The sequence below is a fragment of the Microbacterium sp. NPDC056057 genome, from assembly GCF_042266945.1.
GTDB lineage: Bacteria > Actinomycetota > Actinomycetes > Actinomycetales > Microbacteriaceae > Microbacterium > Microbacterium trichothecenolyticum_C.
Genome location: NZ_JBHJWS010000002.1, coordinates 650783 through 675792, shown reverse-complemented (window position 1 = coordinate 675792; position 25010 = coordinate 650783). Strand labels below are relative to the sequence as shown.

Annotated in this window: 27 protein-coding genes; 24 read left to right on the top strand and 3 right to left on the bottom strand. The window is 69.3% G+C overall.

Features of this window, described 5'->3' with window-relative positions:
* Positions 1 to 4: 4 nt before the first annotated feature.
* From rplX to rplQ, 19 genes are all read left to right on the top strand, one after another.
* On the top strand, positions 5 to 364 hold the full coding sequence (gene rplX, locus ACFC1K_RS10890) for a 50S ribosomal protein L24 (protein ID WP_310288358.1): 360 nt from the start codon (positions 5 to 7) through the stop codon (positions 362 to 364).
* Positions 365 to 366: 2 nt separating this feature from the next.
* The gene (gene rplE / locus ACFC1K_RS10885; protein WP_310288360.1) at positions 367 to 957 is read left to right on the top strand and encodes a 50S ribosomal protein L5; all 591 of its coding nucleotides are present in this window, start codon (positions 367 to 369) and stop codon (positions 955 to 957) included.
* A gap of 135 nt (positions 958 to 1092) precedes the next feature.
* Entirely contained in the window at positions 1093 to 1491 is a 399-nt protein-coding gene (gene rpsH / locus ACFC1K_RS10880) for a 30S ribosomal protein S8 (protein ID WP_045301501.1), read from the top strand.
* Between the two features lie 6 nt (positions 1492 to 1497).
* Positions 1498 to 2034 (top strand): 50S ribosomal protein L6, encoded by a 537-nt coding sequence (gene rplF, locus ACFC1K_RS10875; RefSeq protein ID WP_056371383.1) that lies wholly within the window; start codon positions 1498 to 1500, stop codon positions 2032 to 2034.
* A 2-nt stretch (positions 2035 to 2036) separates the two neighbouring features.
* On the top strand, positions 2037 to 2396 hold the full coding sequence (gene rplR, locus ACFC1K_RS10870) for a 50S ribosomal protein L18 (RefSeq protein WP_056371381.1): 360 nt from the start codon (positions 2037 to 2039) through the stop codon (positions 2394 to 2396).
* The gene (gene rpsE, locus ACFC1K_RS10865; RefSeq protein WP_056371379.1) at positions 2393 to 3085 is read left to right on the top strand and encodes a 30S ribosomal protein S5; all 693 of its coding nucleotides are present in this window, start codon (positions 2393 to 2395) and stop codon (positions 3083 to 3085) included. Before rplR ends, rpsE begins: the two co-directional genes overlap by 4 nt.
* Complete coding sequence (rpmD, locus tag ACFC1K_RS10860) at positions 3085 to 3270, top strand: 50S ribosomal protein L30 (protein ID WP_018171461.1); 186 nt, start codon at positions 3085 to 3087, stop codon at positions 3268 to 3270. The genes rpsE and rpmD overlap by 1 nt, the downstream gene beginning before the upstream one ends.
* Positions 3270 to 3914: a 50S ribosomal protein L15 gene (gene rplO / locus ACFC1K_RS10855; protein WP_310288363.1), complete on the top strand. Its 645-nt coding sequence runs from the start codon at positions 3270 to 3272 to the stop codon at positions 3912 to 3914. Before rpmD ends, rplO begins: the two co-directional genes overlap by 1 nt.
* Positions 3915 to 4012: 98 nt before the next feature.
* On the top strand, positions 4013 to 5335 hold the full coding sequence (gene secY, locus ACFC1K_RS10850; protein WP_056371373.1) for a preprotein translocase subunit SecY: 1323 nt from the start codon (positions 4013 to 4015) through the stop codon (positions 5333 to 5335).
* Complete coding sequence (locus tag ACFC1K_RS10845; protein WP_310288366.1) at positions 5332 to 5925, top strand: adenylate kinase; 594 nt, start codon at positions 5332 to 5334, stop codon at positions 5923 to 5925. The genes secY and ACFC1K_RS10845 overlap by 4 nt, the downstream gene beginning before the upstream one ends.
* A 4-nt stretch (positions 5926 to 5929) precedes the next feature.
* Entirely contained in the window at positions 5930 to 6772 is an 843-nt protein-coding gene (map, locus tag ACFC1K_RS10840) for a type I methionyl aminopeptidase (protein WP_375871621.1), read from the top strand.
* Between the two features lie 10 nt (positions 6773 to 6782).
* Entirely contained in the window at positions 6783 to 7481 is a 699-nt protein-coding gene (locus ACFC1K_RS10835) for a DsbA family protein (RefSeq protein WP_375871620.1), read from the top strand.
* 114 nt (positions 7482 to 7595) lie between these two features.
* A complete protein-coding gene (locus tag ACFC1K_RS10830) occupies positions 7596 to 9590 on the top strand; it encodes a choice-of-anchor A family protein (RefSeq protein WP_375871619.1) in 1995 nt (664 codons plus the stop codon).
* Positions 9591 to 9740: 150 nt separating this feature from the next.
* A complete protein-coding gene (gene infA / locus ACFC1K_RS10825; RefSeq protein WP_018171468.1) occupies positions 9741 to 9962 on the top strand; it encodes a translation initiation factor IF-1 in 222 nt (73 codons plus the stop codon).
* Between the two features lie 64 nt (positions 9963 to 10026).
* Positions 10027 to 10143 carry a 50S ribosomal protein L36 gene (gene rpmJ / locus ACFC1K_RS10820; RefSeq protein WP_005050492.1) on the top strand — a complete coding sequence of 39 codons (117 nt, stop codon included), beginning with the start codon at positions 10027 to 10029 and terminating at the stop codon, positions 10141 to 10143.
* Between the two features lie 158 nt (positions 10144 to 10301).
* Complete coding sequence (rpsM, locus tag ACFC1K_RS10815; protein ID WP_310288379.1) at positions 10302 to 10676, top strand: 30S ribosomal protein S13; 375 nt, start codon at positions 10302 to 10304, stop codon at positions 10674 to 10676.
* Positions 10677 to 10709: 33 nt separating this feature from the next.
* Positions 10710 to 11108 carry a 30S ribosomal protein S11 gene (rpsK, locus tag ACFC1K_RS10810; RefSeq protein WP_018171470.1) on the top strand — a complete coding sequence of 133 codons (399 nt, stop codon included), beginning with the start codon at positions 10710 to 10712 and terminating at the stop codon, positions 11106 to 11108.
* A 166-nt stretch (positions 11109 to 11274) separates the two neighbouring features.
* Positions 11275 to 12264, top strand: coding sequence for a DNA-directed RNA polymerase subunit alpha (locus ACFC1K_RS10805; RefSeq protein ID WP_045301523.1), 990 nt, complete (start codon positions 11275 to 11277; stop codon positions 12262 to 12264).
* Positions 12265 to 12331: 67 nt separating this feature from the next.
* On the top strand, positions 12332 to 12880 hold the full coding sequence (rplQ, locus tag ACFC1K_RS10800; protein WP_375871820.1) for a 50S ribosomal protein L17: 549 nt from the start codon (positions 12332 to 12334) through the stop codon (positions 12878 to 12880).
* A 232-nt stretch (positions 12881 to 13112) separates the two neighbouring features.
* Here the strand turns inward: rplQ and ACFC1K_RS10795 are convergent, their stop codons facing one another.
* Positions 13113 to 15020 carry an acyltransferase family protein gene (locus ACFC1K_RS10795; protein ID WP_375871618.1) on the bottom strand — a complete coding sequence of 636 codons (1908 nt, stop codon included), beginning with the start codon at positions 15018 to 15020 and terminating at the stop codon, positions 13113 to 13115.
* 197 nt (positions 15021 to 15217) lie between these two features.
* Between ACFC1K_RS10795 and ACFC1K_RS10790 the strand changes: the two genes are divergently transcribed.
* The 4 genes from ACFC1K_RS10790 to ACFC1K_RS10775 are packed head-to-tail and all read left to right on the top strand — an operon-like array spanning position 15218 to position 20372.
* Complete coding sequence (locus tag ACFC1K_RS10790; protein WP_375871617.1) at positions 15218 to 17398, top strand: adenylate/guanylate cyclase domain-containing protein; 2181 nt, start codon at positions 15218 to 15220, stop codon at positions 17396 to 17398.
* Between the two features lie 7 nt (positions 17399 to 17405).
* Complete coding sequence (locus ACFC1K_RS10785; RefSeq protein ID WP_375871616.1) at positions 17406 to 18839, top strand: mechanosensitive ion channel domain-containing protein; 1434 nt, start codon at positions 17406 to 17408, stop codon at positions 18837 to 18839.
* Between the two features lie 24 nt (positions 18840 to 18863).
* Entirely contained in the window at positions 18864 to 19724 is an 861-nt protein-coding gene (truA, locus tag ACFC1K_RS10780) for a tRNA pseudouridine(38-40) synthase TruA (protein ID WP_375871615.1), read from the top strand.
* A gap of 51 nt (positions 19725 to 19775) precedes the next feature.
* A complete protein-coding gene (locus ACFC1K_RS10775) occupies positions 19776 to 20372 on the top strand; it encodes a hypothetical protein (protein WP_310288391.1) in 597 nt (198 codons plus the stop codon).
* Here the strand turns inward: ACFC1K_RS10775 and ACFC1K_RS10770 are convergent.
* Together ACFC1K_RS10770 and ACFC1K_RS10765 are read right to left on the bottom strand one after the other, a co-directional pair.
* Positions 20350 to 21525, bottom strand: a complete 1176-nt coding sequence (locus ACFC1K_RS10770; RefSeq protein WP_375871614.1) for a hypothetical protein — start codon at positions 21523 to 21525, stop codon at positions 20350 to 20352. The two genes, ACFC1K_RS10775 and ACFC1K_RS10770, sit on opposite strands and share 23 nt — an antisense overlap.
* Positions 21522 to 23192, bottom strand: coding sequence for a sensor histidine kinase (locus tag ACFC1K_RS10765; protein WP_375871613.1), 1671 nt, complete (start codon positions 23190 to 23192; stop codon positions 21522 to 21524). Before ACFC1K_RS10765 ends, ACFC1K_RS10770 begins: the two co-directional genes overlap by 4 nt.
* A 189-nt stretch (positions 23193 to 23381) precedes the next feature.
* Between ACFC1K_RS10765 and ACFC1K_RS10760 the strand changes: the two genes are divergently transcribed.
* The gene (locus ACFC1K_RS10760) at positions 23382 to 24857 is read left to right on the top strand and encodes a glycosyltransferase family 2 protein (protein WP_375871612.1); all 1476 of its coding nucleotides are present in this window, start codon (positions 23382 to 23384) and stop codon (positions 24855 to 24857) included.
* Positions 24858 to 25010 lie beyond the last annotated feature (153 nt).

The window sequence follows — 25010 nt, the reverse complement described above, 5'->3', positions numbered from 1 at the left end:
CCCCATGGCCAAGATCAAGAAGGGTGACCTGGTTCAGGTCATCACGGGCAAGAAGCAGGACAAGGGCGGCGACCGCGGCAAGCAGGGCAAGGTCCTCGAGATCTTCGCCGAGCAGAACCGCGTGATCGTCGAAGGCGTCAACTTCGTCACGAAGCACAACCGTGTCGGTCAGTCGCAGCGCGGCACCAAGACGGGCGGCATCGAGACGATGGAAGCCCCCATCCACATCTCCAACGTCCAGGTCGTCGACCCCTCGACCAAGAAGCCGACCCGTGTCGGCCACCGTGTCGAGGAGCAGACCAAGGACGGCGTGAAGCGCACCGTCCGCGTGCGCTACGCGAAGAAGTCAGGCAAGGACCTCTGAACATGAGCAGCACCACTGCCGTGGAGGCTGGCAAGATCCAGCCCCGCCTGAAGCAGAAGTACAACGGCGAGATCAAGAAGGCTCTGCAGGACGAGTTCGGCTACGCCAACGTCATGCAGATTCCCGGCCTGGTCAAGGTCGTCGTGAACACCGGTGTCGGCGAGGCAGCTCGCGACAGCAAGGTGATCGATGGCGCGGTCGACGACCTCACCAAGATCACCGGTCAGAAGCCGGTCGTGACCAAGGCCCGCAAGTCCATCGCGCAGTTCAAGCTGCGTGAGGGTCAGGCCATCGGCGCGCACGTCACCCTCCGTGGTGACCGCGCGTGGGAGTTCATCGACCGCCTCGTCAACCTGGCGCTGCCCCGTATCCGCGACTTCCGCGGCCTCTCGGGCGCCCAGTTCGACGGTCACGGCAACTACACCTTCGGTCTCCAGGAGCAGTCCGTGTTCCACGAGATCAACCAGGACAAGATCGACCGCGTCCGCGGCTTCGACATCACCATCGTGACGACGGCGAAGACGGACGCCGAGGGCCGCGCACTCCTGCGCGCCCTGGGCTTCCCGTTCAAGTCGGACGAGGCGCAGGCGTAATTCCTGAATCGGATGCCTCGGCCCGGGCGCGTGCGCGGGTCGAGGCATCCGGATCCCACAACTGAACATGGCAATCATGGAAGGTCGTCCGGCGTGTAACGCCTGCCGATACCTCGTGAACAAAGGAATCAAGAAATGACAATGACAGACCCGGTCGCAGACATGCTGACCCGTCTGCGCAACGCGAACTCGGCGCACCACGACTCCGTGTCGCTGCCGAGCTCCAAGCTCAAGACCCACATCGCCGAGATCCTCAAGCAGGAGGGCTACATCTCCGCGTGGGAGGTCAGCGACGCCCGCGTCGGCTCGACCCTCACCCTGACGCTCAAGTACGGCCCGAACCGCGAGCGGTCGATCGCCGGCATCAAGCGCGTCTCGAAGCCCGGCCTCCGCGTGTACGCGAAGTCGACCGAGATCCCCCGCGTCCTCGGCGGCCTCGGCGTCGCGATCCTGTCCACCTCCTCCGGTCTTCTCACCGACCGTCAGGCAGAGCAGAAGGGCGTGGGTGGGGAAGTCCTCGCCTACGTGTGGTGATCTGACATGTCGAGAATCGGTCGTCTTCCGATCGACATCCCCGCCGGCGTGACCGTTTCGGTCGATGGCCAGGATGTCGCCGTCAAGGGCCCCAAGGGCGAGCTCCTGCTCACCGTGGCCCGTCCCATCGAAGTCAAGGTCGAAGAGGCACAGGTCGTCGTGACCCGTCCCGACGACGAGCGCGCCTCGCGTTCGCTCCACGGCCTGACCCGCACGCTCATCAACAACAACATCATCGGTGTCACCCAGGGCTACACCAAGGGTCTCGAGGTCGTCGGCACGGGTTACCGTGTCGCGCAGAAGGGCAGCTCGATCGAGTTCGCCCTCGGCTTCTCGCACCCGGTGCTGGTCGACCCGCCCGCCGGCATCACCCTGACCGTCGAGGGCAACAACAAGGTCACCGTGAGCGGCATCGACAAGCAGGCGGTCGGCGAGGTCGCCGCCAACATCCGCAAGATCCGCAAGCCCGAGCCGTACAAGGGCAAGGGTGTGCGGTATGCCGGCGAGGTCGTTCGTCGCAAGGCCGGAAAGAGTGGTAAGTAACCATGGCTGTCAAGACAAAGACCCAGGCGCGTTCGCGCCGTCATGCCCGCCTCCGCAAGAAGGTCGTCGGCACCGAGCTGCGTCCGCGCCTCGTCGTCACCCGTTCGGCCCGCCACGTCTTCGTGCAGGTCGTGGACGACAGCAAGGGCCACACCGTGGCCTCGGCCTCGACGCTCGAGACCGGTCTGCGCACGTTCGACGGTGACAAGACCGCCAAGGCCCGCAAGGTCGGCGAACTCGTCGCCGAGCGCGCGAAGGCCGCCGGCGTCTCGGACGTCGTGTTCGACCGTGGCGGCAACCGCTACGCCGGCCGTGTCGCGGCGATCGCCGACGGCGCCCGCGAGGGAGGTCTGAACCTGTGAGTGACAACAAGGAGAACATCGTGACCGAGCAGGCTGCTGCCGAGGCTCCGGCCGACGCCGCCGCGACGGCTCCCGCCGAGCGCGAGCGCGAGCCGCGCCGCGGTGGGCGCGAGCGCAACCAGACCCGCGGTGACCGCGGTGGTCGCGATCGCAACGAGAGCCAGTTCCTCGAGCGCGTCGTCACCATCAACCGCGTGTCGAAGGTCGTCAAGGGTGGTCGCCGCTTCAGCTTCACCGCGCTCGTCGTCGTCGGCGACGGCAACGGTGTGGTGGGCGTCGGCTACGGCAAGGCCCGCGAGGTGCCCCTGGCGATCTCGAAGGGTGTCGAAGAGGCCAAGCGCAACTTCTTCCGCGTGCCGCGCGTCGGCTCGACCATCCCGCACCCCGTGCAGGGTGAGGCCGCTGCCGGTGTGGTGCTGCTGCGCCCCGCCGCCGCCGGTACCGGTGTTATCGCCGGTGGCCCGGTGCGTGCCGTCCTCGAGTGCGCCGGTATCCACGACGTGCTGTCGAAGTCGCTCGGCTCGTCGAACACGATCAACATCGTCCACGCGACGGTGGAGGCCCTGAAGCAGCTCGAGGAGCCCCGTGCGGTCGCCGCGCGTCGCGGTCTCGACTTCGACCAGGTCGCCCCCGCCCGTCTCGTCCGTGCCGAGGCTGAGGCCGCGGCCGCTGCGAAGGCAGGTGTCTGATGGCTGCGCGCCTGAAGGTTACGCAGGTCAAGTCCAAGGTGAGCGAGAAGCAGAACCAGCGTGACACGCTGCGTTCGCTCGGTCTGAAGCGGATCGGCGACTCGGTCGTCCGCCCCGACGACGCGCAGACGCGCGGCTACGTCCGGACCGTCGCGCACCTCGTGAAGGTTGAGGAGATCGACTGATGGCTGAGAAGAACGACGCCGTCGAGGCCGAGAAGGCCCCGAAGAAGGCTGCTGCTCCCAAGGCTGCCGCCGAGAAGAAGGCTGCTGCTCCCAAGGCTGCCGCCGAGAAGAAGGCCCCCGCGAAGGCGGCCGCCGCCAAGGCGGACAAGGCTGAGAAGGCCCCCGCGAAGAAGGCTGCCCCGAAGAAGGACGCTCCGGCTTCGCGCCCGGGCGTGCTGAAGGTGCACCACCTTCGTCCGGTCCCCGGCTCCAACACCGCGAAGACCCGTGTCGGTCGCGGTGAGGGCTCGAAGGGCAAGACGGCGGGTCGTGGTACCAAGGGTACGAAGGCCCGCTACCAGGTCAAGGTCGGCTTCGAGGGTGGGCAGATGCCGCTGCACATGCGCACCCCGAAGCTCCGCGGCTTCAAGAACCCGTTCCGCGTCGAGTACCAGGTCGTGAACCTGGACAAGCTCGCGGAGCTGTACCCGGCTGGTGGCGACGTCACCATCGGCGACCTGGTCGCCAAGGGTGCAGTGCGCAAGAACGAGAAGGTCAAGGTGCTCGGCACCGGCGACATCGCGGTGAAGCTCAACGTGTCGGTCGACAAGGTCTCGGCTTCGGCCGAGCAGAAGATCGTCGCCGCGGGCGGCGCCGTCAAGTAATACGCACACAGTGGGGGTCGGAGCTTGCTCCGGCCCCCACTGGGTTACCCTGGACGTCGGTACGTCTGCGTGCCGACGCCCCCTCTGGAGGAATCCTCTTGTTCAGCGCCATCGCGCGGATCTTCCGCACACCCGACCTTCGGCGGAAGATCGCATTCACCCTGGCGATCATCGCCCTGTATCGCTTCGGCGCGCACGTTCCTGCGCCGTTCGTCGATTTCCCGAACGTGCAGTCGTGTCTGCGGCAGTCCGCCGGCACCGAGGGCCTCCTCTCGCTGGTGAATCTCTTCTCCGGCGGCGCCCTCCTCCAGCTGTCGATCTTCGCCCTCGGCGTCATGCCGTACATCACGGCGACGATCATCGTGCAGCTGCTGCGCGTCGTCATCCCGCACTTCGAGACCCTCTACAAGGAGGGCCAGGCGGGCCAGGCCAGGCTCACGCAGTACACGCGCTACCTCACGATCGCGCTCGCACTGCTGCAGTCGACCACGCTCGTCACCGTTGCGCGCAGCGGCCAGCTCTTCGGGACCACCGGTGTTCCCGAGTGCGAGAACCTCCTCACGAACGACGTGTGGTGGGCTCAGCTGCTCATGATCATCACGATGACCGCCGGCACCGGCCTCATCATGTGGTTCGCCGAGCTCGTCACCGAGCGCGGCATCGGCAACGGCATGTCGCTGCTGATCTTCACCTCGATCGCCGCCGCGTTCCCCGCCTCGATGTGGGCGATCTGGCAGTCCAAGGGCTTCGAGGTCTTCCTGCTCGTCCTGGCGGTCGGCATCGTCGTCGTCGCGCTCGTCGTCTTCGTCGAGCAGTCGCAGCGCCGCATCCCCGTCCAGTACGCCAAGCGCATGGTCGGACGCCGCACCTATGGCGGCACGAACACGTACATCCCGATCAAGGTCAACATGGCCGGCGTCGTGCCCGTCATCTTCGCCTCGTCGCTGCTGTACATCCCGGCGCTCATCGCGCAGTTCAACCAGCCGCAGGCGGGCGAAGAGGTTCCGGCCTGGGTCGCATGGATCCAGCTGTACCTGGTGCGCGGCGACCACCCGCTGTACATGGCGCTGTACTTCCTCCTCATCGTCGGCTTCACGTACTTCTACGTCGCGATCACGTTCAACCCGGTCGAGGTCGCCGACAACATGAAGAAGTACGGCGGCTTCATCCCCGGCATCCGTGCCGGTCGCCCCACGGCGGAGTACCTGGACTACGTGCTCACGCGCATCACGCTCCCGGGCTCGATCTACCTCGGTCTGATCGCGCTCCTGCCGCTCATCGCCCTCGCGACGGTCGGCGCCAACCAGAACTTCCCGTTCGGCGGCGCCTCGATCCTGATCATCGTCGGCGTGGGTCTCGAGACGGTGAAGCAGATCGACGCGCAGCTGCAGCAGCGCCACTACGAAGGGCTCCTCCGATGACGCGACTTCTGATCGTCGGCCCGCAGGGTTCGGGCAAGGGCACGCAGGGGATCCGCATCGCCGAGGCGTTCGGCGTCCCGGCCATCTCGACGGGCGACGTGTTCCGCGCCGCCGTCGCGGACGGCTCGGACCTCGGCAGCCAGGTGAAGGCCATCATCGAAGCGGGCGACCTGGTCCCCGACGAGCTGACCAGCGCCGTGGTGCGCGAGCGTCTCTCGCAGGGCGACGCCGAGGGCGGCTTCCTGCTCGACGGCTACCCCCGCAACGTGGCTCAGGTCATGCACCTCGACGAGTTCCTCGAAGGGCGCGACGAGGAGCTGGACGCCGTGATCCTGCTCGACGTGCCGCGTGAGGAGAGCATCTCGCGCATCGCGGGCCGTGCCGCCGAGCAGGGCCGCAGCGATGACACCGAAGAGGTCATCGCCAACCGTCTGGCGATCTACGAGCGCGAGACGGCGCCCATCCTCGGCGTGTACGAGGTGCGCGACCTGGTCGTGCCGGTCGACGGTGTGGGCACCCTCGACGAGATCACCGAGCGGATCGTCTCCGCCCTCGAGGCGCGCGGGCTCGTCCGCGTCCCCGTCGCCTGATCCCGTGTCGCTCCGCCGTTCGATCTACAAGTCGCCCGCCCAGCTGCGGGCGATGGTGGAACCCGGGCTCATCACGGCTGCGGCGCTCGACGCGGCCCGCAGCCTGATCGCTCCGGGCGTGACGACGGCGGAGCTGGATGCCGCGGCATCCGCCCTCATCACCGGCCGGGGCGCGAAGTCCAACTTCCAGATGGTGCGCGGGTACCGCCACACCATCTGCGCCTCGGTCAACGAGGAGGTCGTGCACGGCATCCCCGGCGACCGGGTGCTCGCGCCCGGCGACATCCTCTCCGTCGACGCCGGCGCCGAGTACAAGGGCTGGAACGGGGACTCCGCGTTCACGTTCGTCCTCCCCGACGACAGCCGTCCGGAGGTGGTCGCTCAGCGACAGCACCTGTCGGACGTGACGGAGGGGTCGCTGTGGGCGGGCATCGCCGCGCTCGCGACCGCGAAGCACATCGGCGAGGTCGGCACCGCCATCCAGGCGCACATCGAGGCGAACTCTCCCGAGTCCGGCACCTACGGCATCCTGCGCGAGTACGTGGGGCACGGCATCGGCCGGAAGATGCACGAGTCGCCCTCGGTCTTCAACTACCGCGTGGCCGACCCCGGCCCCGAGGTGCGGCCCGGACTGGTGCTCGCCATCGAGCCCATGGTCGTGATCGGCGACCAGGCCACGTTCGTCGAGGACGACGGATGGACGGTCTCCACGATCGACGGCACCGCCGGCTCCCACTGGGAGCACAGCGTCGCCGTTCACGAAGACGGAATCTGGGTGCTCACCGCACCCGACGGCGGCGCCGCGGGCCTTGCGCCCTTCGGCGTGACCCCGCGCGAGATCGCCTAGGAGGCTTCACATGGCACAGACGGCACGCAAGACCAACTGGTTCGCGATCTGGGTGACCCTGGGCGTCGTGGTGGCGCTCGTGCTCGTCACCGTGCTCGTGGTCACCCTGAACAACGCGGCGACGCCCAAGCCGCTGCCGACCGAGGTGAACACGCCGTCGGCGTCGAACATCGACAGCGAGACCGGCGCGATCGTCGTCGGCACCGGCGAGGACACCCTCGGCACCTACGTCGACTTCATGTGCCCCGTCTGCAACCAGTTCGAGCAGGTCTACGGCGCCGAGATCCAGAGCATGGTCGACGACGGCAGCATGACGCTCGAGATCCACCCGATCTCGATCCTCGACAGCCAGTCGAGCGGCACCCAGTATTCGACCCGCGCCGCGAACGCCGCCTACTGCGTCGCCGTCGCCGACGCCGACGCGTCGCTGCCCTTCCTCCAGGCGATGTTCGAGAACCAGCCCTCCGAGGGTTCGAAGGGTCTCACGAACAACGAGATCCTCGACATCGCGTCGGGTGTCGGCGTCACGGGCATCGACTCGTGCGTCAACGACGGCACCTACGCCGGCTTCGTCACCGCGATGACGCCCGAGACCCCGATCCAGCCGGGCTCCTCCGGCATCGGCACCCCGACGATCACGGTCAACGGCCAGGTCATCGCGAACTCGGCGCTGCCGCCCGCGGGCTCGCTCGCGACGCTGTTCGAATAGGCACCGGGAGAACGGATGCCGCAGCGCGCGGCATCCGTTCGTCGGCTGTCGTCCTGCCGACGCTGCCGGCCGCGCGGGTCCCGCCACTACGCTTCGGCTAGGAAGGCGGGTGGGATGAGCGGAACCAGACGCAGGTCGCTGCGGGGTATGGCGTTGATCGCCGCGCTCGGTGTGACGGTGGCGGCCACGCTCACGTCCTGGAGCGTGCTGGGTCTCGCGGATCCTGCGACGGCGGAGTTGGGGGAGTGCCCGCCCGGCACGATCCCGGGACCGGGCAACACGAACCCGATCTGGACAGACGACAACGTCGCGATCTACGCGGGGCAGGATTTCCGCGCTGAGGCCGGCGCCGCGGAGGCCGAGGGCCTTGTGGTGGTGCAGGGCGACGCCGACTTCACCAAGTCGCCCGGCGGCACTTTCAACGTCGGCTGGGTCGGAGTCGGATCGGGTGTCGTCCCCACTCCCGGCGAGACCATGCTCGCGGTCGGCGGCGACCTGTCGGTCGGCGCCGGGACCGTGCTCGACGTCGGCGCGAACGCGCGGAACGCCGCGAACGAGCTCGTCGGCGGCAATGTCGACGTCGGCGGCATCACGACTCCCGACTACGAGAGCGATGGCTCGCGGTACCGGCTCAACAACGGCACGCTCTCACAGGACCTGGGCGCTGGTGCGACGGCGAACTGGTCGACGTGGGGCGCCGACATCGCGGCCGCCTCGACGACCTACGCAGCCCTGCCCTCGACCGGGACGGTGACCGCGGCGTTCACCGTGATCGACTTCGTCGGCGACGGGGCGGCCACCCAGCAGGTGTTCACGGTCACGTCGGCTGCCCTCGCGGCCAATCCCGAGATCCACTTCACCGGGATACCGGCGGGGGCGTCCGTCGTGATCAACGTGACAGGCTCCGGCCCCGTGACCTGGGCGCCCTACTATTTCAGCGACAACGGCGTCCGCGTCGACGACCCCGCGTCCCCGGACTTCGGCACCGTCGCGCAGCGCACCCTGTGGAACTTCGTCGCCGCGACGTCGGTGCACGTCGCCGGGTCGTCCCAGGTGCTCGGCACGATCCTCCTGCCGGCGGCGGATCCGGCCGCCGACCAGCCTGCGCTCCGGGTGACGGCGAGCACCAACGGCCGCCTCTACACGAACGGCACGATCGTCATGGATGGCGTGGGCAACGAGCACCACAACTACCCGTGGATCGAGCCGCCGTTCGACTGCATCCCCGAGCCCATCGTCCCGCAGGCGACGGGATCGGTCACGATCGCCAAGGAGGTCGCGCCCGAGGATGCCGCATTCCTCCCCGACGGCGTGCTGTTCCACGGCATCGTCACCTGCGAGCTGCCGGACGAGGGCGGCGAGGTCGTCGCCGAGTGGTACGTCGCACCCGGCGGCTCCACGGTCGTGGACGGACTCCCCGTCGGCGCGTCGTGCGTCATCCAGGAGTCGATCGGCGTCGGCGCCCGTGCGGTCGCACCGTTGGTGCTCGTCGGTCCGGTGCTCGCTCCGACCTACTTCCTGTGGCAGACGCCGGTGTGGGATCCGTCGCCTCCGGAGTTCGTCGTGCCCGCCTCGGACGACCCCGTCCAGTTCACCTTCACCGTCACGAACGCGCTCGTGCGCGGCGCGTTCACGATCGAGAAGGCCGTGGAGGGTGAGGGTGCACCGGCCGCGACCTTCGCCGGCACCTGGTCGTGCACGCTCTCCGGCGAGGTGGTCGGGGAGGGAGAGTGGTCGCTCCAGGCCGGCGAGACGACCGAGCCGATCGACGCGCTCGTCGGCGCGACGTGCACCATCGCCGAGATCGCCCCGGGCGATCCTGACGGGGGCAGGTGGTCGGCGCCCGTCATCGATCCGGCATCCGTGACCATCACCGCGGCATCCGCGCAGGAGCCGCTGACGTTCCAGGTCATCAACACGTTCACCACCGACAGCCCGACCCCGACCCCGACCCCAACGCCGACGCCGGAGCCCGGCCCCGGACCCGGCGGCGAACTCCCGGCCACGGGCACCACCGTGCCGTGGTGGGCGATCGCGGTGGGCGGGGCGCTGCTCATCGGAGGAGCCGCGGTCGTGCTCATCACCGCGGTGCGTCGCCGGCGTTCCTGAGTGCGAGCCGTGACCGCACCGCGGTCATTTGCCGAGGCATCCACTATCACGTATGCTTGATCTTTGGTGCGTTGCGCCTGTATTGGCGTGTCGCCGCACCGAATCCCATCCACCGCAGATCGACCGGTCTGCACAAGTGTTAGCGAGCGTATGGCGAAGAAAGACGGTGTCATCGAGATCGAGGGCGTCGTGTCCGAGGCGCTGCCCAACGCGATGTTCCGCGTTGAGCTCAGCAACGGCCACAAGGTCCTCGCGACGATCTCCGGCAAGATGCGGCAGAACTACATCCGCATCATCCCCGAGGACCGTGTCGTCGTGGAGCTGTCGCCCTACGACCTCACCCGCGGGCGCATCGTCTACCGCTACCGCTAGACCGGTCGAGAAGTAACACCCCAGGCTCCGGCCTGCCCGGTGAAGACAGCGAAGAGAAGAAATCATGAAGGTCAACCCCTCCGTCAAGCCCATCTGCGACCACTGCAAGGTCATCCGTCGCCACGGTCGCGTCATGGTGATCTGCAAGAGCAACCCGCGTCACAAGCAGCGCCAGGGCTGACATCAGGTCTGGACGGATGCTGCGAGCCGCAGCATCCGTCATCCCACAACTGAATACGACTACAGGCAGCGTCAGAACCTCTCCGGAGGGGACACCTCGGGCTGGGGGCCCGGGCACCGACACTGCTCCACACCTCCACCAACTCTCAGGAGAATCGCATGGCACGTCTTGCCGGCGTTGACATCCCGCGCGACAAGCGCGTGGTGATCGCCCTCACGTACATCTACGGCGTCGGCCGTACCCGCTCGAACGAGATCCTCGCCGCGACGGAGATCGACGAGAACATCCGCGTCAAGGACCTCACCGACGACCAGCTCGTCGCGCTCCGCGACCACATCGAAGGCAACTACAAGGTCGAGGGTGACCTCCGTCGCGAGGTTGCCGCCGACATCCGCCGCAAGGTCGAGATCGGTTCCTACGAGGGCCTGCGCCACCGCCGCGGCCTCCCGGTGCGCGGGCAGCGCACGAAGACGAACGCGCGTACCCGCAAGGGTCCGAAGCGCACCGTCGCCGGCAAGAAGAAGGCGCGCTAAGGCGCGGCCCCCAGGGTTTAGGAGAGCAAGCACATGGCACAGGCCAAGTCCGCCGCGCGCAAGCCGCGCCGCAAGGAGAAGAAGAACATCGCGCTGGGCCAGGCCCACATCAAGTCGACGTTCAACAACACGATCGTCTCGATCACCGACCCGTCGGGCGCCGTCATCAGCTGGGCGTCGTCGGGTGGCGTGGGCTTCAAGGGCTCGCGCAAGTCGACGCCGTACGCCGCCGGCATGGCCGCGGAGTCCGCTGCCCGCCAGGCGCAGGAGCACGGCGTCAAGAAGGTCGACGTCTTCGTGAAGGGTCCGGGTTCGGGCCGCGAGACCGCGATCCGCTCGCTGACGGCCGCCGGCCTCGAGGTCGGCTCGATCCAGGACGTGACGCCGCAGGCCCACAACGGCTGCCGTCCGCCCAAGCGCCGCCGCGTCTGACATCCCGTAAGCCGGGGCACCGTTCGTCGGTGCCCCGGCTCCGGCACGTTTCCTACGGATGCCGCGACCGCTCGCCCGCGCGTCGGCCGCAGCATCCCGAGTAAAACTCAACACCTCACCCACCGCACGTGTCATATAGCGGGCACGTGATCGAAAGGAACACATAGTGCTCATCGCACAGCGTCCCACTCTGACCGAGGAGAAGATCGGGGAGTTCCGCAGCCGTTTCGTCATCGAGCCGCTGGAGCCCGGCTTCGGTTACACGATCGGCAACGCGCTGCGTCGCAGCCTCCTGTCGTCCATCCCCGGCGCAGCCGTGACGTCGATCCGCATCGACGGCGTCCTCCACGAGTTCAGCACCATTCCCGGTGTCAAGGAGGATGTCACCGAGATCATCCTCAACATCAAGCAGCTGGTCGTCTCCAGCGAGCGCGACGAGCCCATCACCGCGTACCTCCGCAAGACCGGCGCCGGTGAGGTCACCGCCGCCGACATCTCGGCTCCGGCCGGTGTCGAGGTGCACAACCCCGAGCTCGTCATCGCGACGCTCAACGACACCGCCAAGTTCGAGCTCGAGCTCACCATCGAGCGTGGCCGCGGCTACGTCTCGGCCACCCAGAACCGCAACGAGTACGCCGAGGCCGGCCAGATCCCGGTCGACTCGATCTACTCGCCGGTCCTCAAGGTCTCGTACCGCGTCGACGCGACGCGTGCCGGTGAGCGCACCGACTTCGACAAGCTCGTGCTGGACGTCGAGTCCAAGTCGTCGATCGCCCCGCGCGACGCCGTCGCCTCGGCCGGTCGCACCCTGACGGAGCTCTTCGGCCTGGCCCGCGAGCTCAACGTCGAGGCCGAGGGCATCGAGATCGGCCCCGCGCCGGTCGAGACCGTCCTCTCGAACGAGCTGTCGATGCCCATCGAGGACCTCGACCTCTCGGTGCGTTCGTACAACTGCCTCAAGCGCGAGGGCATCAACACCGTGTCGGAGCTCGTCGCCCTCTCGGAGACGCAGCTCATGAACATCCGCAACTTCGGTCAGAAGTCGGTCGACGAGGTGCGCGACAAGCTCGTCTCGCTCGGCCTGTCGCTGAAGGACTCGGTCCCCGGGTTCGACGGCGCGCACTTCTACGGCGGCTACGACGACGAGACCGTCTGAGCCAGCCGGATACCGGATGCCGCAGCATCCGTTTCCCGACCGACTTTTCACACTGGAGTAAATGAGAATGCCCAAGCCCACCAAGGGTCCCCGCCTCGGAGGCGGCCCCGCCCACGAGCGCCTGCTGCTTGCGAACCTGGCCGCTGCGCTGTTCACCCACAAGTCGATCAAGACGACCGAGACCAAGGCGAAGCGCCTGCGTCCGCTCGCCGAGCGTCTCATCACGTTCGCGAAGCGCGGCGACCTGCACGCGCGTCGTCGCGTGCTGTCGGTCATCGGTGACAAGGAAGTCGTGCACGTCCTCTTCACCGAGATCGCTCCGCTGGTCGCGGACCGTGACGGCGGCTACACCCGCATCACCAAGGTCGGCAACCGCAAGGGCGACAACGCGCCCATGGCCGTCATCGAGCTCGTCCTCGAGCCCGTGACGAAGAAGCCGTCGGCCAAGAAGGCTGCCGCCGCCAAGGCTGCCCCGGCGGAGGAGACCCCCGCCGAGGAGGCTCCCGCCGCCGACGAGGCCGCCGAGGCCGGCGCCGAGTCGCAGGACGAGGGCGCCGCCGCTGAGGCTGCCGCCGAGGAGGCCGTCGAGGCCCCCGCCGAGGAGAAGTCCGAGTAATCGGATCCCGCCGGGCGCAGCAGCCCGGCACCCCTTGCACCGCGAGGCCCGTCACCCACTGGGTGACGGGCCTCGCTGCGTTCTCGGGCGCCCCCCTCCCTGTTCGTTCGTCACGGATGTACCTCCGAAGGGCGATTCCGCGTACATCTGTGACGAACGAACAACCGGGGGAGGGGAAGGGGAGACGGATGCAGCGACCCGGCGCGATGCCGGGACGCGACATGGCGCCGGCTCAGGGCACGAGGTCGGCGCTGAGGATCTCGGCGAGGCGGTCGGCGCGGTCCGCGGCGTCCGCGCGGCGCTCGTCGGCGAGCTCGTCGACGGCCGCCGCGACGGTGTCGGCGAAGATGCGGCCCCCGGCGGCGCCGGGGTGGATCCTGTCGCCGGCGAGGAGGTCCTCGTGGGGCGCGATGGCGCCCGACCAGTCGGCGACGATGACGTTGCGGTGGTCCTGGGCGAACGCGGCGAGCTCGGCGTTGACGCCGGGGATCCAGTCGCGCGGCGCGTAGGCGTTCACGAGCACGAGGTTGCGCTTCGGGCCGACGGTGTCGGCGAGCTGTTCCAGCGTCGAAGGGTCGACCGCGCCGTTCGTGCCCAGGGCGACGACGACGTACGGCCGGAGCCGGCCAGTGGCGTCGAGGTCGTCGACGATGTCGGGCCCGGCCCACATCGAGCGCGAGACCTCGGCGTCGACGTCGATGCCCGGCAGGCGCTCCACGAGCCCGCCGGCGGACGCCAGCATGACGGAGTCGCCCACGGCGCTGATCTGGTCGCCGGTGATGTCGGCAGCCGCGGGGGACGCGGCATCCGTTCCCGAAGGCGTGGGGGCGATCGGTGCGGGAGCCTCGCGCAGCGCCTTCTCGAGGGCGGCGCGACCTGCCGCGACGGCGGCCTCGGCGCTGGTCTCGTCAGGCGAGACCGCGATGGCGGTGCCCGCACCGGCGAGCACGAGTGCGCCGCTGAGTGCCACGCCGACGGCGCGGAGCCGGGCGCCCGGCCCGCTCTGCAGGCGTGTGGTGAGCAGGCGTGCCGAGGCGCGGAATCCGTGCCGGCGCACGGGCGTCTCGATGCAGCGGAACGACAGGGCGGATGCTGCGGCCGTCGCCGCGAGGACTCCCAGGCCGATCCAGACCGGCGCCGAGGCGACGGTCGCGTCGGGTGCGAACGCCGCGACCGCGAGCACGAGGAGCGGCCAGTGCCACAGGTAGATGCCGTAGGAGCGGTCGCCGATCCAGCGCATCGGCCGCACGTCGATCGTGCGTCCGAACCACGAGCCGGGCCACACGCCCGCGACGATCGCGACGGCGCTGAGCAGGCTCGCGGCCAGGAGGGCGCCGGGGAAGGTCGCGATCGAGGAGCTCTGCGGAAGCATCGCGAGCGCGACCAGGCCGCCGAGCGCGAGGACTCCCGCCGTACCGGTCAGGTCCCGTGCTGCGCGCGACTGCGCCCACTGCAGACTCGGGAGCGGTGCCAGCAGGAACGCGAGGCCGACGCCCAGCAGCAGGCCGAACGCGTGCGTGTCGGTGCCGAAGTAGGCGCGCGTGACGTCGCCGCCGCCCGAGACCGTGACGCCCATCCAGACGGCCGACGCGGCCGCCAGCACGAAGGCGGCCGCCGAGCGCGCCCACCCGCGCGGGAGCAGCAGGAACAGCGGGAAGATCAGCGGCCAGAGCACGTAGAACTGCTCCTCGACCGCGAGCGACCAGAAGTTGCGGAACAGCTCGGGCGTCGCGGCGGCGAAGTATCCGCCGCCGCCCGCGACCGAGACCCAGTTGTAGCTGAAGGTCGCGGCTCCGAGCACCTGGTCGTCGAGGTCGACGAGAACGTCGCCGCCCACGATCCAGGCGAGCGCCGAGCAGACCACGACCACCACCGCGAGGGCGGACAGGAGCCTCCGCGCGCGCCTCTGCCAGAACCGTCCGAGGGCGACGCGTCCGGTCGAGAGCTGCTCCCGCAGCAGCAGGCTCGTGATGAGGAATCCGCTGATCACGAAGAACACGTCCACGCCGACGAACCCGCCCGGCAGCAGCGCCGGCGGGAACAGGTGGTAGACGACCACGAGCAGGACGGCGATCGCGCGCATGCCGTCCAGCCCGCCGAAGCGGGCGGGCGAGGCTGGGGAGGGCGCAGTCGACGTCATGGGTTCTCACGAACGAAGGAGGGGGAAACGGCAATCATACGCGGCGCGTCTGGGCGTATCACGGCGCGCGGTGGCGGCTCTATGCCAGAAGCAGGCCGAGCGCTACTCTTGGCCCCAACCTCGGGGGGCCGGGGTGATTGGGGATGCTTCCAGCGCCGCTGCACGTGATCGAACGGCGGCGTACGAGGGGAGAGAGCGTGTCCGGACCGGAGACGCCCGTGGCGACACCCGCGCACTGGGTGGGCACGCCACGCGCCCGCGCGCGTGCGGGCCTGTCGATCTACTCGATCCTGCTCATCATGCTGCTGTCGGTGAGCGTGCTCTCGAGCATCGTCGTCGGCATCATCGGGTACGTCAACGGCACCGAGGCGCTGCGCGCGATCGCGTACGAGAAGCTCGTCGAGATCCGCGAGAACCGCGCGCGCGAGGTGTCGCAGCTGTTCCGCTCCATCGAGAACTCGGTGCGGCTGTCGGCGCTGAACGACACCAGCACGGCGGCCGTGCGCGCCTTCACCGAGGGCTTCGACGAGTTGAACGCGCAGGAGACGGATGCCGCAGCATCCGCCGCCGTGAACACCTACTATCGCGACACGTTCGCCGCCGATCTCGAGGAGGCGACCGGCGAGGACGTCGACGGCTCGGCATTCGCCCCGCGCGGGGCTGCCCAGACATATCTGCAGAACCACTACGTGATCCCGTACGACAGCTGGGAGGACGCGATCGTCGCTGACGACGCGGGCGACGGCAGCGCATGGTCGGCGGCGCACGCGAAGTACCACGACTACTACCGCACGATGACCGAGCTTCAGGAGTACGAGGACGTGCTCATGCTCGACACCGAGGGCAACGTCGTCTACAGCGCCTACAAGGGCGTCGACCTCGGCACGAACCTCTTCGACGGGCCGTACCGGCTGTCGAACCTCGCCGTCGCGTACCGCGAGGCGATGGACCGCAACATCGTCGGCGACGTCGTGCTCGCCGACTTCGCGTCGTACGGTCCGAGCCTCGGCGCCCCGGCCGGCTGGGCGGTGGTGCCGATCGCCGACGACGGCGAGGTGCTCGGCGCGCTCGCGATCGAGCTGCCGATCGAGCGCATCGACGACGTCATGACCGTCGCCGGCGAGTGGGAGCTCAACGGCCTCGGCGCGACGGGCGAGACGTACCTCGTGGGCGCCGACGGCACGATGCGATCCGTCTCCCGCGCGCTGCTCGCCGACGCGGCGACGTACGAGACGGATGCTGTGGCCGCGGGTCTTCCGCCGGCTGCGGCTGCGCTCGCCGTGAACAACGGAAACACGCTCCTCAGCCAGGCGATCGCGGGCACCGCCGTGACCCGCGCTCTCGCCGGCGACTCGGGGACGCTGCTCGAGAGCGACTACCTCGGCCGTGCCAGCCTCACCGCCTACGCGCCGCTCGAGGTCGACGGCCTGGACTGGGTGATCGTCGCGCAGGAGACCGAGCAGGAGGCGATGGTCCCCGTCGAGGACTTCACGCGCAACCTCATCCTGTCGACGGCGGCGATGATCATCTTCGTCTGCGTGCTCTCGCTGGTGCTCGCGCAGGTGTTCGTGCGGCCGCTGCGCCGCCTCAAGACCGCGGCCCAGCGCATCGCCGCGGGCGACGAGGGCGTGCAGGTCGACGCCGGTTCGAGCGACGAGCTCGCCGATGTCGCGAACGCCTTCAACGACATGAGCCGCAGCCTGCAGGTGAAGTCGCACCTCATCGCCCAGCAGGAGAAGGCCAACGAAGACCTCATCCTGTCCTTCATGCCCGAGGGGATGGCGAGCCGCTACAAGCTCGGCGACGACGCGATCACGCAGGACAGCGACGACGTCACCGTCGTCTTCGCCGACATCGTGGGCTTCGAGGCGCTCGCACTGTCGATGTCGTCCGACGACGCGGTCGCGCGCCTCAACGACCTCATCCGGGCGTTCGACGAGGCGGCCGAGCGGCACGGGGTCGAGCGCGTCCGCACGACGCGGCAGAGCTACCTGGCCAGCTGCGGGCTCGCCACGCCGCGCGTCGACAACGCGCGCCGCGCCGTCGAGTTCGCCCTCGAGCTGGACACGATCCTCGAGCGCTACTCGACCCAGCAGGGCGTCGCGCTGACGCTGCGCGCAGGCCTCGACTCCGGCAAGGTGACCAGCGGACTGATCGGTCGCGCGCGCGTCGTGTACGACATGTGGGGGGATGCCGTGAACCTCGCGTTCCGCGTGCAGGGCGACTCCGACGAACCCGGCATCTACATCACCCAGCGCGTCGCCGAGCGACTGCCCGATTCGATCACGACCCTGCCGGCGGGCGAGATCGAGACGCAGTCGGGCGGCCAGCGCGTCTGGAAGGTGCAGGCCCCGAGCGTCGTCGTGGCCGAGGGGTGAGGCATCCGTGGCCGATATCGTCTCGCAGCCGTGGTTCTGGCCCGCCGTCGTCGTCTCGGTGGGGCTGCCGCTCGCGCTCATCGGGCTGACGGAGTTCCACAACGCGCTCGCCCGCCGCGGCAGCCGCGCGGCGCCGATCGTGCTGATGGTGCGGAACTACCTCGTGCCGGTCGCCGGCATCCTGGTGCTGCTCAGCCAGCCGGGTGCGTGGGAGGGGTCGGGCACGTGGCCGAAGGTCGTGTGGACGATCTTCGGCCTGCTCGTGATCGTCGTCACGATCAACGCCGTCAACCACCTCGTGTTCCACCGCGCCGAGAAGGGGTCGTGGCGCGACCGGTTCCCCACGATCTTCAGCGACCTCATCCGGTTCGTCTTCATCATCCTCGGCATCGCGGCGGTGTTCTGGTGGGTGTGGGATGCCGACGTCGCCGGCGTTTTCGCCGCACTCGGCATCACCTCGATCGTGGTCGGTCTCGCGCTGCAGAACGCGGTCGGGTCGATCGTCTCGGGCCTCTTCCTCGTGTTCGAGGCGCCGTTCGAGCTCGGCGACTGGATCGAGACCGGCGGCACGCGCGGGCAGATCGTCGAGGTGAACTGGCGCGCCGTCCACCTCGAGACCGGCAACGGCACGGTGATCATCCCCACCGCGGAACTCGCGGGCGGCTCGTTCGTGAACCTCTCGCGCAACCCGGAGCCGTACGCCGCGACCCTCGAGGTCGAGTTCGGCACCGACGATCCGCCGGGGCGCGTGCGCGAGCTGCTCGTGGCGGTGGCGCGGGACATCCCCCTGCTGTCTCCCGACCTCGAACCGTCAGCCGTCACCCTGGGCGGCTCGCGGTACGAGGTGTCGATCCCGCTCCGCACGCCCGGCGACCGCGCGGACGCCCTCGACGCGTTCGCGACCCGGGTCTGGTACGCCGCGCGCCGCGCCGACCTGCACCTGGACGGCGACCTCACCGACGACTGGCGCACATCGGCGCGACTTCAGGACGCGCTGCGGCAGATCGCGCCGTCGCTGAGCCTCGCGCCCGGAGAGGCCGAGGCGCTCGCCGCCCACGCGCGCCTCGAGCGGTACTGCGCGGGGGAGTCCCTGCTGCGGCCCGGCATCGTGCCCGTGGAGACCCGCTTCATCCTCGCCGGCTCGGTCGTGCTCGGCATCCCGACCGAGGACGAGGGGTTCGTGCAGGTGGGGATCCTGGCCGAGGGCGACGCCGTCGGCCTCACCGCCCTCTCGCGCACGCCGACCATCTCGCGGGCTGTGGCCACGAGCGAGGTCGACGTCGTTGTCGTGCCGGTCGCCGCACTCGACGACATCGTGCGCGCCCACCCGGTGGTCGCGCGCGAGATCGTCCGCGAGAGCGAGAACCGGCTCCGCCAGGCCGGCGCGGCGCTCGCCGCAGTCGGCGAGACGCTGCCCCGAGGCCGCTTCGTCGTCGGGTGAGGGCGCCTCGGTAGGCTGGAGTCCGTGCGGATCCGCCTCGACATCGCCTACGACGGCACGCATTTCCGCGGGTGGGCGCGTCAGCCCGGGCTGCGCACGGTGCAGGAGACCCTCGAGTCGTCTCTCGCGCGCGTCCTCGGCGGCGATCCGCGACTCGTGGTCGCCGGCCGCACCGATGCGGGCGTGCACGCCACCGGCCAGGCGGCGCACGTCGATCTCGACGAGGCTCAGCAGCGGCGCATGCTCACCCGGCACGCGCGTCCGGACGCCGGTGTCCCCACCGCCGAAGACCGCGCCGCGGCGCTGGCCGCGCGAATGACGGGCGTGGTGGGCGCGTACTCCGACGTCGCAGTCACGGGCTCGCGCATCGCACCCGAGGGCTTCGACGCCCGCTTCTCGGCGGTGTGGCGCCGCTACGAGTACCGCATCGGCGACACCGTGACGGGCTACGACCCGCTCGAGCGCCATCGCACCACCTCGGTGCGGGCATCCCTCGATGCGGAGGCGATGGATGCTGCCGCCCGCGCGCTCATCGGACTCCACGACTTCGCCGCCTACTGCAAGCCGCGCGAAGAGGCCACGACGATCCGCACGCTGCTCGAGTTCGACTGGCATCGCGACGACGCCGGCGTGCTGGTCGCGAACGTCAAGGCCGACGCGTTCTGCCACAGCATGGTGCGCGCGCTCGTCGGCGCGTGCGTCGCCGTCGGCGAGGGCCGGCTCGACGTGGACGACGTCGTCGACATCCGCGACGCGCAGGAGCGCGTGCCCGAGGTGAAGGTGCTCGCGGCGCGCGGTCTCACGCTCACCGAGGTGGGCTACCCGGCCGACGATCTGCTCGCGCAGCGCGCCGAGCAGACCCGCGCGCGGCGCGACCGCGAGTGACACCGCCCCGCTAGACTGACCGGACGTTTTCCGGCGCGACTCGGGGGTTTTATGCGCAGGTGGAACCGGTTCGCCGGCGTCGTGACGATCTCGCTCGTAGGCATGGCGGCGCTCGCCGGCTGCGGGCCCGCCCCGTGGGAGGACGGCGCGGGCGGGAGCACGCCGACACCCACGTCGACGGCAGTCCCGACCCCCGTGCCCAATGACCTCTCCGGCGGGGCCACGCAGCGCGAGCTCACCGCGGGTGCTGTCGCAGCGACGATCGACTACTGGTCGACGCTGTCGATGGACAAGTGGACCGCGGAGGCGGTCAAACCCGTCAGCATCTCGCTGATCACGACCATCACCCCGAACGACGGGCAGAAGGTCTACCTGCAGCGCGCCACCATGACCGCCGTGCCGTCGTCGCCGACGGGCGCGCTGGACGCGCTCGCCCCGCAGGTCGACGCCGCGACGGTGAGCCCCGGCTACCTCGTGCTGGACCCCTACAGCTACTCGCAGACGTTCAACGTCGGCCCGGTGCCGGCCGAGGCGACGTACGTGACGCTGCAGTTCAGCTACGACTTCCTGGTGCAGACGACGCCGACCTCGAGCGAGTACGCCAAGCAGACGGCGACCGACACGCTCACGGTAGCTCTGACTGACTGATCAGGCGGTTGACGATGGTGGCGCCGACGCGCTCCCATCGGTCGCCGCCCTTGCCGCTCGCGACCCGCGCGGCCTCGCGGCCGGTGTACACGAGGGTGTCGAGGTCGTACCCGAGCACCGAGACCGGAGCCCAGCCTGCGCTCGCCGTGGGCCGGATGGGAAGGGCGCCGTGCACGTCGAGCAGTGTCACCCGCTCGAGCGTCGCGCGCAGCAGATCGCGCACCACTGCATCGGGTCGGGGCACGAGCACCACGACGGCGCCCGCCGAGGGCGATCCGACGTCCGACTCGGCCGGGAACGCGGCGCGCACCTCGTCCTCGAGTCGTTCCGACAAGGTCGCGAACGCGGCGGTCCCCGCGGTCTGGCGGATGTCGGCGGCGTCGTCGAGCCCGAGATACACGACCGACCACGGCTCCGACGTCTTCTGCGCCCGCGAGAGGCGGTCGCCGGCGGTCCGCTCGAACTGCTGCCACGCCGTCGAGACGGCCGCGGTGCGGCCGAGCCCGCTGTCGCGAGCCGTGGTGCCGACCACCGCGATGAGAGCGCACGCCACGTACACCAGCATCCCGACCGACGAGATCAGTCGTACGAGCTCGAAGTCGTCGCCGCCGGACGGCGGGTAGACGAAGCCCGCGATCAGGGTGCCGACACCGGTGACGAAGAACGCGATCGACACGATCACGAGCGGCAGCAGCAGGCGGTCGTGGCGCCGTGACGAGGCGCGCGCCCAGTCGAGCACGAAGAGTCCCGCGAACACGGAGGCTGCGAAGAAGACGGTGCGGTACGCCACGGTGAACCACGCCAGGTCGTCGACGATCGCCAGCGAGAACGCCGACACCGCGGCCATGGCCGCCCCCGCCCAGACGTGCGGACGCAGCCCCCACGCCGCGCGGAAGCCCGACCACAGGAACGCCGGGGCGCCCATCAGCGCACCGAGCGACGCGCGACGGAGCTGCTCGATGCCGGCGACGTCGCCCGCGACGACGCCGTACGTGGCGAGCATCGCGAGAGTGAAGGCGATGCTCCAGTAGAGCGTCGGGAGTCCGGGCCGCACGAGGAACGCGATGCCGATGGTGAGCATCGTCGCCAGGGTGGTGATCACCGCCTGGGCGATGCCGAGGTCCACGCCGGCTCCGGCGATGAGGTCGGTCATGCTCGTCCTTCTGTGTCGCGCCGGTCGTCCGGCCGCGCGGCCAGCTCGCCCGCCAGGGGCAGGCGGATCGTGATGGTGGTGCCCGCGCCCGGCTCGCTCTCGATCGACAGGGTGCCCCCGTGGGCGAGCACGATGTCGTTGCTGATGCCGAGTCCGAGCCCGGTGCCGCCGGACTTCTTCTTCGCCTCCTCGGTGCGGAAGTACGGCGTCAGGATGTTGGGCAGGTCGTCCGCGGCGATGCCGATGCCGGTGTCGGCGACCGACAGCACGACATGGTGGTCCTCGACGGCTCCGGTGATGCGCACGCGACCGTCGCGCGGGGTGTACTTGATCGCGTTGCTCACGACGTTGTCGACGACCTGCCGCAGCCGGAACCCGTCCGCCGTGATCGGAAGCGCGTCGTCGGCGCGCACGTCGATCGAGATGTCGCCCGACACCGCGGTCGGGCGGAACGAGGCGACCGACTCGAGCAGGATCTGGCGCAAGTCGATGTCGTCGACCTCGTCGCGGGCCGAGAAGCCGCGCTTCGAGGTGGTGCCCAGGCTCTGGATCATCGTCAGCATGCGGTCGCTCGCCGCGACGATCGACTCGAACCGCTCGCGCGTGCGCGGGGTGAGGTCGTCGAGTTCGAGGGCGAGCTCCGCATTGCCGATCATCACGGTGAGCGGGTGCTTCAGCTCGTGCGACGCCATGGCGGTGAACCGCTCCCGCTCGCGCTGCGCGTAGGTGAGGGCGGTCACGTCGTGCACGAGGAGAAGGATGCTGGACCCTTCGTCTCCGCCGGCGGCGAGGCGCTTGGCGGTCACCGAGAGCGCGCGCCACTCGCCCTCCGCGGTGAACAGCCACACCGAGGCATCCGTGAAGGTCTCTCCGCGTGCGGCGCGGGCGAAGGGTCGCTCGGAGAACGGCACCGGCATGCCGCGGCGCCCGGTGTACTCGACGGAGCGGGCAGGCAGCGTCGCGTCGAGCGGGTCGAGCCCGTACAGCCGCGAGTATGCGTCGTTGACCGCGAGGACGGACCCGTCCTCGGAGATGCGCGCGATGCCGGTGTCGACGCCGTTGAGGATCTCGCTGGTGCGGCGCTCCTGGTCGGCGCGGCGCGTGTACGTCGCGGTGAGACGGCTTGCCTGACGGCGCAGCAGGCGGCGCAGTGCGCGGGTCCGGCGGAGGGCGATATGCGCGGTGATGCCGATGAAGGTCAGCGACAGCAGGACGACGAACACCCGCAGCGCCGCGAGGTTGCTCGAGGTGATCGCAGAGTCGACGAGGAGGATGAGCCCGATCAGCGCGAGCATCGCGGCGAGGGCGGTTGCCCGGAAATGCATCGCCACCCACATCACGGGGAACGCCCAGAGGTAGCCCAGGCGCAGCTCGGTCCCGCTGGACATCAGGCCGATGGCGATCGCGTCCGCGAACGGCACCGCCAGCACCGCCCACGCGGGCAATCGCGACCACGGCAGGGACAGGGTGGCCAGCGTGAGGATGACCACCAGGAGCGTGCCGAGCAGGAAGTTCCAGCGGCCGAACATCTCCGGCTGCAGCGCCATCACGAGGATCGCAGTGATGAGCACGCTGGCGGCGAGCACGAGCTGCGTGAGCCAGATCGACCGGGTGCGGCCGTCGGGCGCGCCCACGACGAATGTCGATCGTGCAGCCCCGGTAGCCATAGGCCGATTCTATTGACGCGGCCACCTGGCATTTCGGCGCCGAGCCGACAGTCGGCAAACGCTCTCTTGCGGATGCCTTGCGCAAACCTTGCGGTTCTGTTCGCGGTCTCTCGGAGGGGCCTTGCGGTCGGTGGGAGAAGCTCTTCATGTGCCGGAGACACCGGCCCGAGAATCCGAAAGGCGACGAACGTGACCGAGATCGTCCCCCTCACCCGCAGCCAGCGCACGCACCGCGCGGAGCCGGCCGCTGCACTCGAGGACGTCACGACCGTTCACGGATTCGCCGACGACTTCGATGCCGTGCTCGACGACACTTCGGTGCACCGCTCGACCATCGGCTGCGTCATCCCGGCGTACAACGAGGAGGAGTCGATCGCCCAGGTGATCGGCGGTCTCCTCGCCCAGACGCGCGTCCCCGACGTCATCCACGTCGTCGTGAACAACTCGTCCGATGCGACGGTGCGCATCGCATCGCAGTACGCCGGCGCGCACGAGATCGTCACCGAGCTCGGCGAGCAGTTCACCGAGGTCTTCGTCCACGACATCGGCAAGAACCCCGACAAGAAGGTCGGCGCACTGAACTACGGCTACACGCTGGTCGAGGGCTACGACTTCCTGCTCGGCGTCGACGGCGACACGGTCGCGGACGCCAAAGCGGTCGAATACCTCGAGTCGGAGGCCACCTCCGACTCCCGCATCGGCGGCATCTCGGCGATCTACTCGATCGATGAGAAGCCCATCAAGGGCGCGATCGCCAAGTTCCTCATCACCGGGCAGCGCGCTCAGTTCGCGGCGTTCAACATGCACAACCTGCTCCGTGGTCGCAACATGGCGGTGCTCGGCGGCCAGTTCTCGATCTTCTCGACGCAAGCCCTGCGCGACGTCATGAAGGAGAATCACCAGTCCACGCCGTGGGTCAAGGACTCCGAGGTCGAGGACTCGCTCCTTTCGCTGCAGATCAAGAGCGCCGGCTATCTCACGAAGATCAGCCCGTTCGCCCGCGCCGACGTCGGCGGCATGACGACCCTCCGGGCGCTCGACGCGCAGCAGGTCAAGTGGACGTACGGCGCCATCGAGCTGATGTGGCCGGGCCAGCGCGGCGACACCAAGGGTCAGCCGTTCCACCCGAACCTGCGGGTCCGTTGGCTCGAGAACTTCGGCATGCTGACGAACCTGTTCGTGCGTGTGGCGTTCGTCGCCCTGCTTGCGGGCTCGCTGTCGCTCGGCGCCTTCGTGTTCTCACCGTGGTGGCTCCTGCCGCCGGTGGTCGCGATCGCGCTGAACACCCGGATGGCGCTGACCATGCAGGACCGCACTGCCCGTGATCTCCTGTTCGCGGTGACGCTCGTGCCTGCGGAGGTCTACATGTGGCTGCGTCTCAGCTACTTCGCCCGCTCATGGACGCGTTTCCTGTCGCGCAAGAAGGTCGACAACTGGGCGATGCAGGCCAAGGCCGAGCGCGGCGGCGGCTTCGGCCATTGGACGCCGCTCATCGTCGTGGTCGCTGTCGTGGTCGCGATGGCGGTCATCTGGTCGATGCTCGGCCCGATGGTCCAGTCGACGATCCTGTGGATCGGCTGGCCGATCGTCGGCGTCGTCACGGTGCTGCAGACGCTGTCCATGTTCTTCAAGCTCATCCGTCGTCAGCACGGATACAAGGTCTGACCCGAACCCGAATCGGGTCAGAAGCTGGGGAAAGCGCCGAGGCTGGGGAGCACGGCGCGGGGGAGGAGGTGAGGGCGCCCGCCTGGGGAGGGCGGGCACCCTCGCCGAAAACTACACACGGTCCACGGGGGGAGGCATCCGCCCGTACGGCAC

Bases quoted from the DNA above. Each gene is read 5' to 3' on its own strand.
- rplX (WP_310288358.1), top strand. From the start codon at position 5: ATGGCCAAGATCAAGAAGGGTGACCTGGTTCAGGTCATCACGGGCAAG.
- rplE (WP_310288360.1), top strand. From the start codon at position 367: ATGAGCAGCACCACTGCCGTGGAGGCTGGCAAGATCCAGCCCCGCCTG.
- rpsH (WP_045301501.1), top strand. From the start codon at position 1,093: ATGACAATGACAGACCCGGTCGCAGACATGCTGACCCGTCTGCGCAAC.
- rplF (WP_056371383.1), top strand. From the start codon at position 1,498: ATGTCGAGAATCGGTCGTCTTCCGATCGACATCCCCGCCGGCGTGACC.
- rplR (WP_056371381.1), top strand. From the start codon at position 2,037: ATGGCTGTCAAGACAAAGACCCAGGCGCGTTCGCGCCGTCATGCCCGC.
- rpmD (WP_018171461.1), top strand. From the start codon at position 3,085: ATGGCTGCGCGCCTGAAGGTTACGCAGGTCAAGTCCAAGGTGAGCGAG.
- rplO (WP_310288363.1), top strand. From the start codon at position 3,270: ATGGCTGAGAAGAACGACGCCGTCGAGGCCGAGAAGGCCCCGAAGAAG.
- ACFC1K_RS10845 (WP_310288366.1), top strand. From the start codon at position 5,332: ATGACGCGACTTCTGATCGTCGGCCCGCAGGGTTCGGGCAAGGGCACG.
- ACFC1K_RS10835 (WP_375871620.1), top strand. From the start codon at position 6,783: ATGGCACAGACGGCACGCAAGACCAACTGGTTCGCGATCTGGGTGACC.
- ACFC1K_RS10830 (WP_375871619.1), top strand. From the start codon at position 7,596: ATGAGCGGAACCAGACGCAGGTCGCTGCGGGGTATGGCGTTGATCGCC.
- infA (WP_018171468.1), top strand. From the start codon at position 9,741: ATGGCGAAGAAAGACGGTGTCATCGAGATCGAGGGCGTCGTGTCCGAG.
- rpmJ (WP_005050492.1), top strand. From the start codon at position 10,027: ATGAAGGTCAACCCCTCCGTCAAGCCCATCTGCGACCACTGCAAGGTC.
- rpsM (WP_310288379.1), top strand. From the start codon at position 10,302: ATGGCACGTCTTGCCGGCGTTGACATCCCGCGCGACAAGCGCGTGGTG.
- rpsK (WP_018171470.1), top strand. From the start codon at position 10,710: ATGGCACAGGCCAAGTCCGCCGCGCGCAAGCCGCGCCGCAAGGAGAAG.
- rplQ (WP_375871820.1), top strand. From the start codon at position 12,332: ATGCCCAAGCCCACCAAGGGTCCCCGCCTCGGAGGCGGCCCCGCCCAC.
- ACFC1K_RS10795 (WP_375871618.1), bottom strand. From the start codon at position 15,020: ATGACGTCGACTGCGCCCTCCCCAGCCTCGCCCGCCCGCTTCGGCGGG.
- ACFC1K_RS10775 (WP_310288391.1), top strand. From the start codon at position 19,776: ATGCGCAGGTGGAACCGGTTCGCCGGCGTCGTGACGATCTCGCTCGTA.
- ACFC1K_RS10770 (WP_375871614.1), bottom strand. From the start codon at position 21,525: ATGACCGACCTCATCGCCGGAGCCGGCGTGGACCTCGGCATCGCCCAG.
- ACFC1K_RS10765 (WP_375871613.1), bottom strand. From the start codon at position 23,192: ATGGCTACCGGGGCTGCACGATCGACATTCGTCGTGGGCGCGCCCGAC.